Below are 15,514 nucleotides of genomic sequence, written 5' to 3' on the forward strand. Positions count from 1 at the left end.
CTTTATAATAATAAAATTAAATCCTATTCCTTACGCAAATGTTAGGTCGCATAGATTAAGATTTTTTGCGCATTACTTTCATTATATAGGTAAAACTATAAGTTGACAAAGGAATTATACGAGCTATTACTAATTAATTATATGAATCAGTGTGCAATTTATGGCAGTCTACCCTATAATAGGTAAGAAAGAATTATGCACGTAGAAGGAGTAATACACATGGAAAACCATTTATTTAAACAATTCGCTCTTAAACCTATCATAAATGAGGTAATTGATAAATTAGAGTTTTATGAGCCAACACCTATTCAGCATCAGGTAATCCCTGCAGTGCTAAGAGGTGAAAGCATTATTGGACAATCTGAAACAGGTTCTGGGAAAACCCACTCTTTTCTATTGCCCTTGATGAGCAAAATGAATACGGATGAAGCAAAGGTACAATTTGTTGTAACATCTCCAACAAGAGAATTGGCTTCTCAAATTTATGATGAGATAAAGAAGATAATTAAATTTGCCAATAAAGAAGAGGAATGGACATCTAAATTACTAATTGGTGGAACAGATAAAAAACGTAGTATTGAAAAGTTGAGGGAGCAACCACATATTGTGGTGGGAACACCAGGTAGAATTTATGACCTTGTAGAAGAAGGAGCGCTTGACATATATTCTGCAAACTCATTTGTTGTTGATGAAGCAGACTTAATGTTGGATCTTGGTTTGATTAAAGAAGTAGACCAAATATTAGTTCGTGCAAATCCCTCGATCCATTTAATGGTATTCTCTGCTACTATACCGGAAAGACTCCAACCCTTTTTAAAGAAGTATTTGGAAAATCCATCCTATTTCAAAATACATGACAAATTAGCACCTGAAAAAATGGAACACCGTTTAGTGCCTTTACGTCACCGTGATACCGCTGAAATGATTCATCGCATCTCAAAGACTATTCAGCCTTATTTGGCGATTATTTTTACGAATGGAAAGGAATTAGCTAATCAGCTAGCTAGAGACTTAAATGAAAAAGGTTTGGAAGTAGGTCTAATTCACGGTGGGCTGAATCCAAGAGAAAGAAAAAGAGTGTTAAAGGATATCCAGAATTTGCGTTATCAATATATCGTAGCTACTGATCTTGCTGCTCGTGGAATTGATATAAAAGGTGTAAGTCATGTTATTAATGCTCAAATGCCGAAAGAAGAAGATTTTTATGTTCACAGAGTAGGTCGTACAGCTCGGGCGGGTATGGAAGGTATTGCAATTAATATTTATAGTGATGATGACCTACCTCTTGTTGAGAAATTAGAGCAAAAGGGATTGGTGTTCCAAAGTTACGATGTAGTTAATGGAGAGTGGAAAGAAACAAAGGCTTGGAATGAAAGAAATAAAAGAAAGAAAACGGAATCGAATATTGAAAAAGAAGCATGGAAACGAGTTCGTAAGCCTAAAAAAGTAAAGCCTGGTTATAAACGAAAAATGAAGTACCAGAAAGATCAAGCAAAACGTAAGTTAAAACGAAATAACAATCCGAATAATCGCTGATAATATGATAAAATAGATAGGAAAAAGTGTGAGAGGGGTAAACCGACGTGAAAATAGGTTCACATGTGTCAATGAGTGGAAAGAAAATGTTATTAGGATCTAGTGAGGAGGCAGCATCTTATGGATCCAATGTATTTATGATATATACAGGAGCGCCACAAAATACGAGAAGAAAACCAATTGAAGAATTAAATATAGAAGCTGGTTTACAACATATGAAAGAAAATAATATAGAGGAAATTGTAGTACATGCCCCTTATATTATAAATATTGGTAATTCTACTAAACCTGCTACATTTGAACTAGGGGTTAACTTTCTAAGAAGTGAAATAGAAAGAACGGCTGCAATAGGTGCAAAACAAATCGTTTTACACCCAGGTGCTCATGTCGGGGAAGGTGCTGAAAAAGGCATAGCAAAGATTATCGAAGGATTGAATGAAGTGCTTTATGCTGAACAAGAAGTACAAATAGCGTTAGAGACTATGGCTGGTAAAGGATCTGAAGTTGGTCGTTCTTTTGATGAATTAGCAAGGATTATAGATGGTGTAAAATATAATGATAAACTGTCCATTTGTATGGATACGTGCCATATCCATGACGCAGGTTATGACGTAGTCAATGATTTTGACGGTGTCTTGGACGAGTTTGATCGTATCATTGGAATTGACCGGATAAAAGTTATTCATGTAAATGACAGTAAAAATGTAACTGGTGCCCAAAAAGATAGACATGAAAATATAGGGTTTGGTCATATTGGATATGATGCACTAAGATACGTTGTCCACCATCCTCAGCTAGTTGATTTACCAAAAATTTTAGAAACACCGTTTGTCGGAGAGGATAAAAAGAACAAAAAACCTCCGTACAAGTTTGAGATAGAAATGTTAAAAGATAAATCTTTTGTGACTGACTTGAAGGATAAAATAATGAATCAATAAAAAAACTCACAAGCTTTCTGCTTGTGAGTTTTTTTATGCCTGGAATTTGGATTAAGAAAGCTTCCTTTGTCTAGTTATAGTTTAGTTATTTTGTCGACTATAAGTGTTTTTGTACTTACTCAGACTACTTAAACCAGGATTCAACACCGTGCTCTTTGATTAGCTTATTAAATAACTTTTGAGCTTGTTGAGCAGTTTTTAAGTCGGTTAATTGTGCTAGTTTTTTAAACAGCTTCATCCTGTCTTGTTCACTTAGAGGATCTAAATTTGTATTACTTAAGTATGAAGAGATTTGATTTGCTTGCTTTTCCGAGATAGGGATCTGATATTGCTTACTATACTCAAGCAATTCTTTTGGATTTACATTTTTTAACTTCTTGTTGATCATTCCCTTTATAAAACTATTCATAGTGTTAGTCTCCCTTAGAACGTATTAGACATTGTATCGTATGTATGATGAAAAGATTCTGTGATTGTTGAAGTCGATTATTTGCATGTTAGATATAAAATGTTTAATATGTTGTGCTGAGGTAAAAGTAAAATAAGAGAACAGTTAAAGCACGGACTAGAAGGAGTGTTATGTTTGAAAAAATTAAATATAGCCGTGGTAACGCTAGTAGTCATAGTAAATTATATAGGATATGTTTGGATAGATAAATATCAAAGCAAGGTTGAGTCTTTGGAGGCTGAAAATCAAGAGTTATTGAATGAAAATCAGCGGCTAGAAGCTGCAGAAAGTTATTCTGAATTACCGACGCCGAAAGAAACGAAGGGGTATAAAAATTGGTCCAAATACGTAAACATATCTGCTGAGATGGAAAAAGACAGTGATGGAAACTTTAAACAAAGTTGGGGCATCTTCCTTGTTAAGGAAGCAGCAAAATATCAAATTGATCCTTTTATTGCCTATGAATTATTAAAAGTAGAAACAGGGGCGACTTTTGATCCTGATTTAATTGGTCCTAAAACTAAATATGGACAGGCGTACGGTATGGCTCAGTTTATGAGAAATACCGCTCCATGGATTGCCGATATGGCAAACATGCCATACAAAGATGAATTGTTATTTGATCCGTATTATTCGATGAAATTATCCTTAGTTTATCTAGATTTTCTAAAGGAGAGATATGGAAATTGGAATGAAGCTCTAACTGCGTATCATCGTGGAATGGGTGGTATGAAGCAATATAAAGAAAAAAATGGTCATGCAAAAAGTAAATACGCTACTCGGATACAGAGAAATGCAGAAAAATATCAATCCGTGGCCACTATTAATTAATATTTCCAAGAGTAGAAAAATGTGCCGTGTAAGTATTTCTTGATAGTCCATATACTATAAAAGCACCTCGACAAAGGAGGGTTTCAACGATGGACAAATCGTATCGTAATACAAGAGACGAAGAAGTCGAAAAGGCCCCAAAAATTGGGGGAGAAGAGCCTGATATCGTAAACTATACACAGCAAGGAAGAAATATTCCCCCTGTTGTAGAAGACGAAGAGCTTTATTCCCTTGATGAAGCATATAAGAGGGAAGCAGAGTTTGCCCAAGAACTTACTGCTGACGAATTCAACAGACCAATGACCACAGGCGAACCAAGAACAGAAATGAAATCGGAAGTAAAAACCGGTTTTGGGTGGTTAGCCGTGATTTTATCTTTATTATCGTTTTTTGTTTGGCCCGTAATAATGGGGGCTGCAGGGATAATATTTGGTTTTGTTGCAAAACGTCGAGGTGCGGATACACTTGGTAACACAGCGATTATTGCTGGTGCCATTTCAATCATTATCACTATGTTCATAGCACCATTTGTCTAGATAGAAAAAGCTGGCTCTTTAGCCAGCTTTTTTTAGATATTTTGTTCTTGTTCTTGCTTTTCTAAATATTCTTTTGCAATTTTGTCCACTTCTTTTTTGAGTTCATCTACCATTATTTCTTCAGGAACTTTACGTATTATTTCCCCATGGCGAAATAATAACCCTTCTCCTCTTGCGCCAGCAATGCCAATATCCGCTTCCCTAGCCTCTCCTGGGCCGTTCACTGCGCATCCAAGAACTGCTACCTTAATTGGAGCTTTTATAGTTGAAATGTATTCTTCCACTTCGTTCGCAATTTTAATTAGGTCAATTTCAATTCTACCACATGTTGGGCATGAAATTAGAGTGGCAGCATTAGACGCTAATCCAAAGGTTTTTAGTAGTTCTCTTGCCACTTTTATCTCTTCAACTGGATCAGCGCTCAAGGAAATACGCATTGTACTTCCTATTCCTTTACTTAGGATAGCGCCCATCCCAGCAGCACTCTTAATACTTCCAGCAAATAAAGTACCAGACTCAGTAATTCCTAAGTGTAACGGATAGTCTATAACTTCAGCAGCTTTTTCATATGCTTCAATTGCAAGACGTACGTCAGATGCTTTCAAAGAAACGATAATATCATGAAAATCTAAATCCTCTAAAATTTTAATATGGTGTAGAGCACTCTCAACCATTCCATCTGCAGTAGGATAGCCGTATTTTTCAAGAATGTGCCTTTCTAAAGAACCTGCATTAACACCAATTCGAATCGGGATTCCTTTAGCTTTAGCTGCATTTACAACAGCTTCAACTTTGTCGCGTTTTCCGATATTACCGGGGTTAATTCTAATTTTATCAGCTCCACCTTCAATTGCCTTTAGAGCTAATTTATAATTAAAATGAATATCAACAACTAATGGAATATTAATTCTTTTTTTAATTTCAGGAATTGCATTAGCAGCACGCTCATCTGGGCATGCTACACGAACGATTTGACAACCAGCTTCTTCTAATCTAAGTATTTCTTTTACAGTTGCCTCGACATCGTGCGTTTTAGTCGTGGTCATGGATTGGATTACAACCTCGTCTTTTCCGCCAACCATCACATTTCCTACTTTTACTGGACGAGTATTTTTTCTATGCGTTAAAGCCATAGGTAAATCGCTCCTTTATATCAATAACTAGTTATAGTTCTCTACATTTAGGAAGTCACTGTACTACAAAAACAACCCAAAGCAATAATCTTATTATGTGCCACTGTTCATTATAATCGTAACAAGCTAAAATGAGAAGTAACAATACTTAATTTTTACTGTTAATTCTTATAGGCAGGAAAATAATATTCCTTGTTCGGTTCTATTAGATGCGGATCTATACCCGGATTTAGTGTTTCGAAATCTAAAATAATTTGCTTCATTAACAACGAGTTTTCATCAGGATTTATGGTTTCGACGATTGATAAAACTGTTTCTCCGGCTGCAACTTTTTTGCTGACAACTTTATATCTATTTGTTTCTTTTTGTTGTTCTTTTTCTGTATTCTCATCTGCTTTTTTGTTTTTTTTCTCAACAGGCTGCTCTTCATTATCCTTTTCCGAAGCACCCTGTACGGTTTCAGTCTCTCTGACAATAGTCCCTACTGTTAGGTCTTTAAAAATACTAACTAATAGGAGAACAACAAATAAAGTAAGCCCTATTTTTTTCAGTATAATCACTATTCATAAACCCCCTATCTATATATTAATTCTACATTTTTTTGAAAATCCTTTTTTTGAAACCTCTCTAACAGAAAAGACGTATAATAAAGAGGACTTATTTTAGGAGTGATGGAAATGTTTAGCTTATCTGCGGATTGGTTAAGTTTTGTCATGGTAGGACTTGGAACGTTATTTCTTATTGGTGAATTATTGGTCAACACGAAAGGAATCTTTGGTGTTCTAGGACTTGGTTTTATAACTATATATTTTTTATCTTACCTGGATCCGAGTATGTTTTTCGTTATGATACTTATTTATTTTATAGGTCTCATACTGATCGTTATTGATGGAAAACTTTTAAATGACGGGACCTTGGCAACAATTGGAGCTGTCTGTATGGTTGTTTCCGTTAGTTTTAGTTCCCCGAATTGGACTGCGGGGCTCTATGCGGTAATTGGCATTATTATTGGAGGGAGTTGTTCTCTCTTTTTCCTTAAGGTATTTAAAAGAAGGAACATGTGGACGAGACTAACACTAATGGATCAGTTGTCAGGAGAAAAAGGATATAATACGATGAATGCAACTTATAAAGAGCTCATTGGTAAACAAGGAATAACTCTTACAGATATGCGGCCTATTGGAACTGTTAACATTGAGGATGCTAACTATAGTGCCATTACAAATGGGCAGTGGATAGCTCAAAGCACTAATATAAAAGTGGATTATGTAGATGGAACTAAAATTCTTGTATCAAAAGTTGAATCTGATAAACAATAACAATGAAAACAAAAGTATTGCTTAAAAAGCAATACTTTTTTTAATGAATCGAAGTCGAAGTGTAGCGAAAAATGATGAAAAAAATAAAAAGTTTGTAAATTTAATGTAAAGAAAATGCGAAAATTCTTTACAAATGGGTCCAAAATCTTAATAATGGAAAAGGTGTTATTAATATATATAAAAAACAAAATGTAATGAGGGGTTGAAAACGTGGCTGATGTTGATGTTCAACAGATGATATTTGAATTCATCGGTGGTCTAGGTATTTTCCTTTTCGGTTTAAAATATATGGGAGATGGCCTACAAAAAACTGCTGGGGATCAACTAAGAGATCTTCTGGATCGTTTTACAAGAAATCCTTTTATGGGTGTTATATCGGGGGCGGTAGTTACAGCGTTAGTGCAAAGTAGCTCTACCACTACGGTACTGACAGTCGGTCTTGTAAATGCTGGATTCATGTCATTTAGACAAGCTATTGGTGTTATTATGGGTGCGAATATTGGTACCACTATGACTGCATTTATAATTGGTATTGATATTAAAGAATATGGATTGCCAATTATAGCGCTCGGTTCGTTCCTTCTGTTCTTCTTTAAAAATAAACGTGTTGCTAGTATAGGACAAACAATATTTGGTCTTGGGGCACTATTTGTCGGTTTAGAGACGATGAGTGGTGGGATGAAACCTCTTAGAAGTTTAGAGGCTTTCTCAGACCTTACACTAAGTATGAGTGAAAATCCTTTACTAGGTGTAGTTATTGGTACGTTGTTTACCGTAATTGTTCAAAGTTCTAGTGCAACTATCGGAATACTTCAAGAATTATTTGGACAAGGTTTAATGAAATTAGATGCAGCTTTACCAGTATTATTTGGAGATAATATCGGAACAACTATAACTGCTGTTTTAGCGGCTATTGGTACTAGTATAAGTGCAAGACGTGCAGCTTTTGTCCATGTTATTTTTAATGTGATCGGTGCTATCGTTTTCCTATTATTACTATATCCATTCACCTTATATGTCGAATATTTACAGCAAACTTTGAATTTAGATAATGAAATGACAATAGCTTTTGCACATGGTAGCTTTAATGTAGCTAATACAATTATCCAGTTTCCTTTTATTGGAGCTTTAGCGTATATTGTGACGAAGTTGATTCCTGGTCAAGATGTGGTGGTTGAATATAAACCAAAACATTTAGACCCTATATTTATTGAACAGTCCCCATCAGTAGCGTTAGACCAAGCGAAAGCTGAAGTAATACGCATGGGTGAATACGCATATCAAGGTCTGGAATCAACCAGTCAATACTTAAATAACATGAACCAGAAACATGCTGACCACGCACTGCAAATAGAAGGTGCTCTGAATAATTTAGATAGAGAAATTACAGAGTATCTAGTGCAGCTTTCGGGTACATCTTTTACAGAAGCAGAAAGTACAAAACATTCTACATTAATGGATTCTGTTCGTGACATAGAGCGAATTGGTGACCATTTTGAAAATATTATAGAGCTAGTTAATTATAGAATATCAAACAAAGTCGAAATTACAGAACAGGCAATGATTGATTTAAACGAAATGTTTGACTTAACCATTGTAACAGTGAAACAAGCAATTTCTTCATTAGACAATATGGACCGCGAGGCCGCGTTAGCTGTTGTTCAAAAAGAGGATCAAATTGATAAAATGGAAAGAAAATATCGTAAAAAGCATATCATTCGATTGAATGAAGGTGCTTGTTCTGGAACAGCAGGTATTGTTTATGTCGATATCATCAGTAACTTAGAGCGAATTGGTGATCACGCAGTAAATATTGCTGAGGAAGTTTTGGGCGAGAAAAAGTAATAAACTAAGGAGCTTCGATTAAATAATCGAAGCTCCTTTATCTATTCTGGTGATTTGTTTATAAAAAAGCCTAAATAGGCTTGAATACCGAGTCCGTACGTGCTATATTATTTTTGTTGTGTGTTTTTCACATTATTTATTTAAAAAAATGTGTTGACTTGTTAATTCGAACATGCTATATTATTATTTGTCGCTAAAGTTATTAAATGAGAAAATGATTATTATTCCACAGTAGCTCAGTGGTAGAGCAATCGGCTGTTAACCGATCGGTCGTAGGTTCGAGTCCTACCTGTGGAGCCATGGCGGTGTAGCTCAGCTGGCGAGAGCGTACGGTTCATACCCGTGAGGTCGGGGGTTCGATCCCCTCCGCCGCTACCATATAATTCAATCATAAAATGGCGGTCGTGGTGAAGTGGTTAACACATCGGATTGTGGTTCCGACATGCGTGGGTTCGATCCCCATCGTCCGCCCCATTTAAAATTTAGGACCCTTAGCTCAGTTGGTTAGAGCTATCGGCTCATAACCGATCGGTCGCAGGTTCGAGTCCTGCAGGGTCCACCATATCTTATTTTTGCGGAGGAATACCCAAGTCCGGCTGAAGGGATCGGTCTTGAAAACCGACAGGGGCTTCACGGCTCGCGGGGGTTCGAATCCCTCTTCCTCCGCCATTACATATTTAATGTAGTAATAAAAATGACTGTGAAAATTAAAAATGGCTCGGTAGCTCAGTCGGTAGAGCAACGGACTGAAAATCCGTGTGTCGGCGGTTCGATTCCGTCCCGAGCCACCATTTCAAACAAGTATCTATTAGATCTTGTTTTTTTATTTTATTTATTAAATGATAGCTTATTAAGGGTTTGAATACATGTATTTTAATCTTATTGGCACCACAGATATTAAATGTCTTTGTTTTCTGTAGATGTTAATGAAAAAAGAATTTCTTAATGCGTAACAGTTGCAAGTATGTTGGCTTTTTTGGTACTCTTTTCCTTAAAGGGAAACATAGTGGTTTGAAATGTTTCTTACATATAATTTCTAAGGAGGAATAAATAATGGCAAAATTTGAATTACCAGAATTACCTTATGCATATGACGCGTTGGAGCCGCATATTGACAAAGAAACAATGAACATCCACCATACGAAACACCATAATACGTATGTTACAAAATTGAACGGTGCATTAGAAGGGAAAGATGATTTAGCTAGTAAATCATTAGAAGATCTTCTTGCTAATTTAGACAGTGTACCAGAATCTATTCGTACTGCTGTTCGTAACAATGGTGGTGGCCATCTTAACCATAGTTTATTTTGGACGCTCCTATCTCCAAATGGTGGTGGGGAACCTACTGGAGATTTAGCTGATAAAATCTCTGCTAAATTCGGTAGCTTTGATAAATTTAAAGAGGAATTTGCAGCAGCTGGTGCAGGTCGTTTTGGATCTGGATGGGCTTGGTTAGTAGTTAATAACGGTGAGCTTGAAGTAACAAGTACTCCAAATCAAGACAACCCTGTTATGGAAGGAAAGACACCTATCTTAGGCCTTGATGTATGGGAGCATGCATACTATTTAAAATATCAAAACAAACGTCCAGATTATATTTCAGCATTTTGGAATGTAGTTAACTGGGATGAGGTTTCAAAGCTTTACGAAGCTGCAAAATAATGTTTTAAGGGATCCTACTTTTTGGTAGGATCCCTTTTTATGCTTTTCTAATTGAATATCTCCAGTCAATTTGAAAACACTAATGTGTAGAATGGAAAAGGAGACTGGAGATTATGAAAAATAAACTAAAAGTACTGGGTGATATAGAAATAGATCGAGATTTGAAGCTACTTCTTACTATCGGTGGATTATATGCCTTAGCAACATTTTTATCAAATACATTTGTTAATATTTATCTGTGGAAACAGTCAGGAGAATATGTAGACATTGCTTTATATAATATCTCTGTGTATATCATGCAGCCTCTTACGTTTATATTGGCCGGGAGATGGGCTAAAAAAGTCGACCGAGTAATTGTATTACGATTAGGGGTTGCTTTTTTATCCCTATTTTACATGACTGTCTTAATAGTGGGAGAAAGTGCTAGTAAGTACAATATGCTATTAGGTGCTTTATTAGGTATAGGTTATGGATTTTACTGGCTTGCCTTCAATGTGTTGACATTTGAAGTGACAGAGCCAGAGACAAGGGATTTTTTTAATGGGTTTATGGGATTGATGCAATCCTTTGGAGGAATGATAGGTCCAGTATTAGCCGGGTATATTATTTCCAGGCTAGCTAATTTCACAGGATACACGATTATTTTCACTATTTCCTTTATTCTTTTTGCGCTCGCTGTTGCAAGTACGTTCTTTCTTAACAGAAGGTCTGCTGAGGGAAATTTTACGTTTAGAAGAATACTTCAAGAAAGAAAGCATAATGAAGACTGGAAAAGGATACTTTATGCGCATACCTTTCAGGGCTTACGAGAAGGGATTTTTGTCTTCGTCATCTCTATTTGGGTTTTTATTACGACCCAAAGTGAATTAGCACTTGGAACCTTTAATCTTATTTTTTCAGGGTTTTCATTTGTGTTCTATCTACTAGCTACTAAGATGATAAAGCCACATATGCGAAAAGGAGCAATCTTTGTCGGGGGTCTCTCTTTATATTTAGCTGTTTTTCTAATCTTGACGAACATGAGTTATACAACACTCCTCATTTATGGTGCAATTATTGGATTATCATATCCAATATTTACCGTCCCATATGCTTCCATGACATTTGATGTGATTGGTAAGGGTTGGAAAGCAGCCGAAATGAGAATTGAATATATTGTAGTAAGAGAAATATTTGTCAATTTAGGACGGGTATCCTCTATTGCCATTTTTTTACTTGCGATTACCTTTTTCTCCCCCGAAGCATCTATACCATATTTGCTGATGACACTAGGAGCAGGACATTTTATTATTTACTTTTTTGTTAAAGGAATAAAGCTCCATGGGACGCCAAGGGAAAAAGAAAATAAAGTACCTCTTGGAAATGAAATAGCGGATCATGAAAACCGTTAAAAGTGGCTAGTAGTAACTACTGCAAAATGATATAATTAGTATACATGTGAATTTTTTATATCAAAGGGTGGGGTAAATGGGAGATAAAAAAAAGAAAAAAAAGTCACAACTTCCCTTTCGTTTAAATATATTGTTTATTTTTGTGTTTGGGCTCTTTTCCTTATTAATATTACAGTTAGGTGTTGTTCAAATATTGAATGGAGAAGAAGCACAAAATGAAATTAACAAAACAGAGAATACGCCTTCTACAAAGCCAGTACCTAGAGGGAAAATGTATGATCGGTTTGGACGGATAGTTCTTGATAATGAACCAGTTAAAGCAATAACTTATACACCGCCAAAGAACGGAGAGTCTGCAGCGAAACGCTTAGAGCTTGCAGAAAATTTAGCGCAATACGTTACTATGTTTAAAGATAGAGAAGAATTATTGGATAACATTAAGGAAAGAGACAAGAAAGAATATTGGTACTTACAGAATGCCAAAGTGGTTCAGGAACGATTAACTAAGAAGGAAAAAGAATTGGATAACTCTGAACAATATAAGGTGATGCTTGATAAAATAACGGATAAAGATTTACAAGAAATAGAATGGACAGATGAGCTACTCAATGTTATCGCGATAAAAAAAGAATTTGATCAAGCATTTGAGTTATCCCCTCATGTTGTGTTGAATGAAGGCATTACAGAAGAGGAATTTGCGCAAGTTGCAGAGCATTTACCTGAACTACAAGGAATAAATGCAGCGATAGATTGGAAGAGGAAACCATTATATGGTGGAACTTTTAACAGTTTTATCGGAGGAATTACTACCTCTGATAAGGGGATCCCACTTGAGAATCGAGATTATTATTTAACACATGGGTACAGTCTTAATGATCGAGTCGGTACAAGCGGTTTAGAACAACAATATGAAAGTGTCTTAAGAGGAAGAAAAGAAAAGGTTCAATATACTACTGATAATTCAGGCAATGTTGTTGGATCAGAAATTGTTGTACAGGGTAAAAGTGGTAATGATCTTGTTTTAACTTTAGATATGGAACTACAACAAGCTGTAGATAAGATTGTGCAAGAAGAGCTTAAGACTGCTATGGGGAAAGTGAATAATAATGGGTATTTAGAAGATGCACTTGTTGCAATGATGAATCCACAAACTGGAGAAATTCTTGCTATGTCTGGTGTAAGATATGATCGTGAGGATAATGAATATAAGGATCAATCTTATCGTGTCATTTATGATGCACATCAACCTGGTTCCGCCGTAAAAGGTGCCACGCTATTAGCAGGTTTCGACTCGGGTGTTGTTCATATAGGAGAAACGATTAGAGATACAGCGATTAAAATAGCTGGGACACCAAAAAAAGAATCATGGACTAACCTTGGCAATCCTTCCGACCTTAAAGCTATTGAAAGGTCGTCTAACGTTTATATGTTCAATATAGCTCTACGAATGAGTGGTGCTAGTTATCAATACAATCAACCACTACGAGGATTTGATTGGGATTCCTTTCAAAGAATGCGAAATTATTTTAATCAATTTGGACTTGGGGTTGAAACGGGTGTAGATTTACCTTATGAAGCAACAGGTGTTGTTGGGCAAGATACGGTTGCCGGTAAAATACTTGACCTAGCGATTGGGCAGTATGATACTTATACTACTTTACAACTAGTACAGTATGTATCAACTATAGCTAACGATGGTTACCGGATCCGTCCTCATTTGGTTAATGAAATCAGACAGGCCGAGCCACAAAAAGGCCAACTTGGACCAGTTGTTAAAAGTTTTAATACAGAAGTTCTGAATAAAATTGGAATTGACGATAAATATATCGAACGTGTTAAACAAGGGTTTATTAATGTTTTCCATGGTTCGCAGGGTACTGCTGCTGGAAGATGGTCAGGTGAATATCGGAAATATAAAGTAGCTGGGAAAACAGGAACTGCAGAAAATCCTCAATATGAAGATGGGAAAATGAAGGCATATACGGAAAACCTCTCGTTGGTTGGTTATGCTCCATATGATAATCCAGAAGTTGCCTTTGCCATCGTTGTACCGAAAAATGGTGGTGGAAATACACAATATGCAGTTCACCATGAAATAGGGAAGAAAATTATTGCTAAGTATTTTGAGTTAAAAGATGAAAGAGCTAAGAATGGTGTGGACACTGACTTGCTCTCTGATTCCAAACAAGAGGAAGACGGGCAAACTAAAGAAGAATAACAAATTAAAGAAGAGTTTTAGGTGAAATCCTAAAACTCTTCTTTTTTTAATAATTCCACTTTATTAGTCAAAACGGAATTACCATAAATCAAGCCAAATAAGAGTAACCAAGATTAGTACAAGATATAAACGGTATGGCATTTTCTACTGTACACAACTTAGCCCCTAGGGAAACGAAAAGGGTTTAAGTTCTTGTTTCGACTAAGAATTACATATTTAGTCAGTACAGTTTCTTAAAAAGAAGACAAGATCCCTAGCTTAAAAATCCCTCATAATAAGTAAGTTTTGTAATTTAATCTATAATGACTACAGCTACAAGCACCTCTCCTTTATTACCCGTTTTTAAATATATAAGTTTGTTTTTACCAAGTAATATTTCTTATAACTTATAATTGTTCCCATTCCGACAAAATTCTATGCAAATTTACATAACCTTTACATTCAATTAACTCTGAGTTAAAAATTGTGCGTTACTATAAAGGTGAGGCAAAGAGGAACAAGCCTTTATCAAATCAAAAACCAATTTAGTAGGGGGAACAAAGAAATGAAGAAAATGAAATTATTTGCACTAGCTGCACTGTTAATGTTTGTAATGGGAGTTCTTGCAGCATGTGGATCAGAAAAAGAGGAAGGCACAGAAAAAAGTGAAGAATCTAAAAATGAAGCAAGTGCAAATGAAGGATCCGAAAAATCAGAAGAAAGTGAAGCATTATCTGGTCCTGTTGCAATTGATGGATCATCAACAGTTTTACCAATAATGGAATACTTAACTTATGAGTACAACCAAGTACAACCTGATGTAAAAACAACACTTAATTCTTCAGGTTCTGGTGGCGGATTTGAAAAATCTACGGTTGGTGAAATTGATTTCAGTAACGCTTCTCGTCCTATAAAAGATGAAGAGAAAGCAACTGCTGAAGAAAATGGTATTGAGTTTGTTGAACTAGAGCTTGCTTATGATGGATTATCAGTAGTTGTGAGTCAAGAGAATGATTTCCTTGAAAATATTACGCTAGAAGAATTAAGAAAAGTATTCTTAGCTGATAGTGGCGCAACAAAGTGGTCAGATGTAAATCCTGACTGGCCAGAAGAACCAATTACAATCTATAGCCCAGGGCATGATTCAGGAACATTTGATTATTTCAATGAAGTAATCCTTGAAGAAAAGCCAATGCGTGAAGGGGAAGGTGTAACACTTTCTGAAGATGATAACACATTAGTTACTGGTATTAAGAGTGATCCATATGCAATTGGGTACTTTGGTTATGCTTACTATGCTGCTAACCAAGATTCATTAAAAGTGCTTGGTATAGATAATGGTGATGGTAACCCAGTAAAACCTAATGGCGATACAATTCAAGATGGTTCTTATTCACCACTTTCAAGACCACTATTCACTTATGTGAACGTATCTTATATGAAAGATAAACCACAAGTTTATGATTTTGCTAAATATACATTAGAAAATGCTGGTGCTGCTGCAGAAGAAGTTGGATATGTTGCATTACCAGAAGAGAAATATCAAGAGCAATTAGATGAAATTAAAGAAAAAGCGGGTAAATAATTATCTGGTTTAAGTGGTGATGAAAACGGGTCAGCCCTAATCAATACTAGGTCTGGCCCTACACCTACGTTTATAGAAAAGGGGTTATTC

13 protein-coding genes and 6 tRNA genes are annotated in these 15,514 nt (G+C 35.8%); 16 read left to right on the forward strand and 3 right to left on the reverse strand.

Annotated elements, in window-relative coordinates; all coding sequences use genetic code 11:
• The first annotated feature begins 219 nt into the window (after nucleotides 1-219).
• Both H7K77_RS00540 and H7K77_RS00545 read left to right on the forward strand, forming a co-directional pair.
• Nucleotides 220-1,536, forward strand: a complete 1,317-nt coding sequence (locus H7K77_RS00540; protein WP_186575766.1) for a DEAD/DEAH box helicase — start codon at nucleotides 220-222, stop codon at nucleotides 1,534-1,536.
• A 47-nt stretch (nucleotides 1,537-1,583) separates the two neighbouring features.
• Nucleotides 1,584-2,474, forward strand: a complete 891-nt coding sequence (locus tag H7K77_RS00545) for a deoxyribonuclease IV (RefSeq protein WP_328700979.1) — start codon at nucleotides 1,584-1,586, stop codon at nucleotides 2,472-2,474.
• A 124-nt stretch (nucleotides 2,475-2,598) separates the two neighbouring features.
• Here the strand turns inward: H7K77_RS00545 and H7K77_RS00550 are convergent, their stop codons facing one another.
• The gene (locus H7K77_RS00550; protein ID WP_186575767.1) at nucleotides 2,599-2,883 is read right to left on the reverse strand and encodes a DUF2624 domain-containing protein; all 285 of its coding nucleotides are present in this window, start codon (nucleotides 2,881-2,883) and stop codon (nucleotides 2,599-2,601) included.
• A 165-nt stretch (nucleotides 2,884-3,048) separates the two neighbouring features.
• Here H7K77_RS00550 and H7K77_RS00555 point away from each other — a divergent pair, with 165 nt between their 5' ends.
• Both H7K77_RS00555 and H7K77_RS00560 read left to right on the forward strand, forming a co-directional pair.
• Nucleotides 3,049-3,753: a transglycosylase SLT domain-containing protein gene (locus H7K77_RS00555; protein WP_186575768.1), complete on the forward strand. Its 705-nt coding sequence runs from the start codon at nucleotides 3,049-3,051 to the stop codon at nucleotides 3,751-3,753.
• 89 nt (nucleotides 3,754-3,842) lie between these two features.
• Nucleotides 3,843-4,289, forward strand: coding sequence for a DUF4190 domain-containing protein (locus H7K77_RS00560; protein ID WP_222599148.1), 447 nt, complete (start codon nucleotides 3,843-3,845; stop codon nucleotides 4,287-4,289).
• Between the two features lie 32 nt (nucleotides 4,290-4,321).
• On the opposite strand, the gene ispG is transcribed toward H7K77_RS00560, so the two are convergent.
• Together ispG and H7K77_RS00570 are read right to left on the reverse strand one after the other, a co-directional pair.
• Nucleotides 4,322-5,422 (reverse strand): flavodoxin-dependent (E)-4-hydroxy-3-methylbut-2-enyl-diphosphate synthase, encoded by a 1,101-nt coding sequence (gene ispG / locus H7K77_RS00565; RefSeq protein ID WP_186575769.1) that lies wholly within the window; start codon nucleotides 5,420-5,422, stop codon nucleotides 4,322-4,324.
• 161 nt (nucleotides 5,423-5,583) lie between these two features.
• Nucleotides 5,584-5,982, reverse strand: a complete 399-nt coding sequence (locus H7K77_RS00570) for a hypothetical protein (RefSeq protein WP_186575770.1) — start codon at nucleotides 5,980-5,982, stop codon at nucleotides 5,584-5,586.
• Between the two features lie 117 nt (nucleotides 5,983-6,099).
• Here H7K77_RS00570 and H7K77_RS00575 point away from each other — a divergent pair, with 117 nt between their 5' ends.
• The 12 genes from H7K77_RS00575 to H7K77_RS00630 all read left to right on the forward strand — a co-directional run bounded on the left by H7K77_RS00575 (nucleotide 6,100) and on the right by H7K77_RS00630 (nucleotide 15,424).
• Nucleotides 6,100-6,741 carry an NfeD family protein gene (locus tag H7K77_RS00575; protein ID WP_328700981.1) on the forward strand — a complete coding sequence of 214 codons (642 nt, stop codon included), beginning with the start codon at nucleotides 6,100-6,102 and terminating at the stop codon, nucleotides 6,739-6,741.
• Nucleotides 6,742-6,975: 234 nt separating this feature from the next.
• Nucleotides 6,976-8,586, forward strand: coding sequence for a Na/Pi cotransporter family protein (locus H7K77_RS00580; protein WP_186575824.1), 1,611 nt, complete (start codon nucleotides 6,976-6,978; stop codon nucleotides 8,584-8,586).
• 225 nt (nucleotides 8,587-8,811) lie between these two features.
• Nucleotides 8,812-8,886: transfer RNA gene (locus tag H7K77_RS00585), tRNA-Asn, on the forward strand.
• Between the two features lies 1 nt (nucleotide 8,887).
• Nucleotides 8,888-8,964, forward strand: a tRNA-Met gene (locus H7K77_RS00590).
• Between the two features lie 20 nt (nucleotides 8,965-8,984).
• Nucleotides 8,985-9,060 (forward strand) — tRNA-His (locus tag H7K77_RS00595).
• Between the two features lie 11 nt (nucleotides 9,061-9,071).
• Nucleotides 9,072-9,148, forward strand: a tRNA-Ile gene (locus H7K77_RS00600).
• A 14-nt stretch (nucleotides 9,149-9,162) separates the two neighbouring features.
• Nucleotides 9,163-9,255 (forward strand) — tRNA-Ser (locus tag H7K77_RS00605).
• 46 nt (nucleotides 9,256-9,301) lie between these two features.
• Nucleotides 9,302-9,377 (forward strand) — tRNA-Phe (locus H7K77_RS00610).
• A 262-nt stretch (nucleotides 9,378-9,639) separates the two neighbouring features.
• Nucleotides 9,640-10,251 (forward strand): superoxide dismutase SodA, encoded by a 612-nt coding sequence (gene sodA, locus H7K77_RS00615; protein WP_186575772.1) that lies wholly within the window; start codon nucleotides 9,640-9,642, stop codon nucleotides 10,249-10,251.
• Nucleotides 10,252-10,364: 113 nt separating this feature from the next.
• Nucleotides 10,365-11,642, forward strand: coding sequence for an MFS transporter (locus H7K77_RS00620; RefSeq protein WP_186575773.1), 1,278 nt, complete (start codon nucleotides 10,365-10,367; stop codon nucleotides 11,640-11,642).
• Nucleotides 11,643-11,718: 76 nt separating this feature from the next.
• Nucleotides 11,719-13,860, forward strand: coding sequence for a peptidoglycan D,D-transpeptidase FtsI family protein (locus H7K77_RS00625; RefSeq protein WP_186575774.1), 2,142 nt, complete (start codon nucleotides 11,719-11,721; stop codon nucleotides 13,858-13,860).
• Between the two features lie 544 nt (nucleotides 13,861-14,404).
• Entirely contained in the window at nucleotides 14,405-15,424 is a 1,020-nt protein-coding gene (locus tag H7K77_RS00630; protein WP_186575775.1) for a PstS family phosphate ABC transporter substrate-binding protein, read from the forward strand.
• Nucleotides 15,425-15,514 lie beyond the last annotated feature (90 nt).

It is taken from the genome of Aquibacillus kalidii, from assembly GCF_014280935.1.
In the GTDB taxonomy this organism is placed as follows: Bacteria; Bacillota; Bacilli; order Bacillales; family Amphibacillaceae; genus Aquibacillus_D; species Aquibacillus_D kalidii.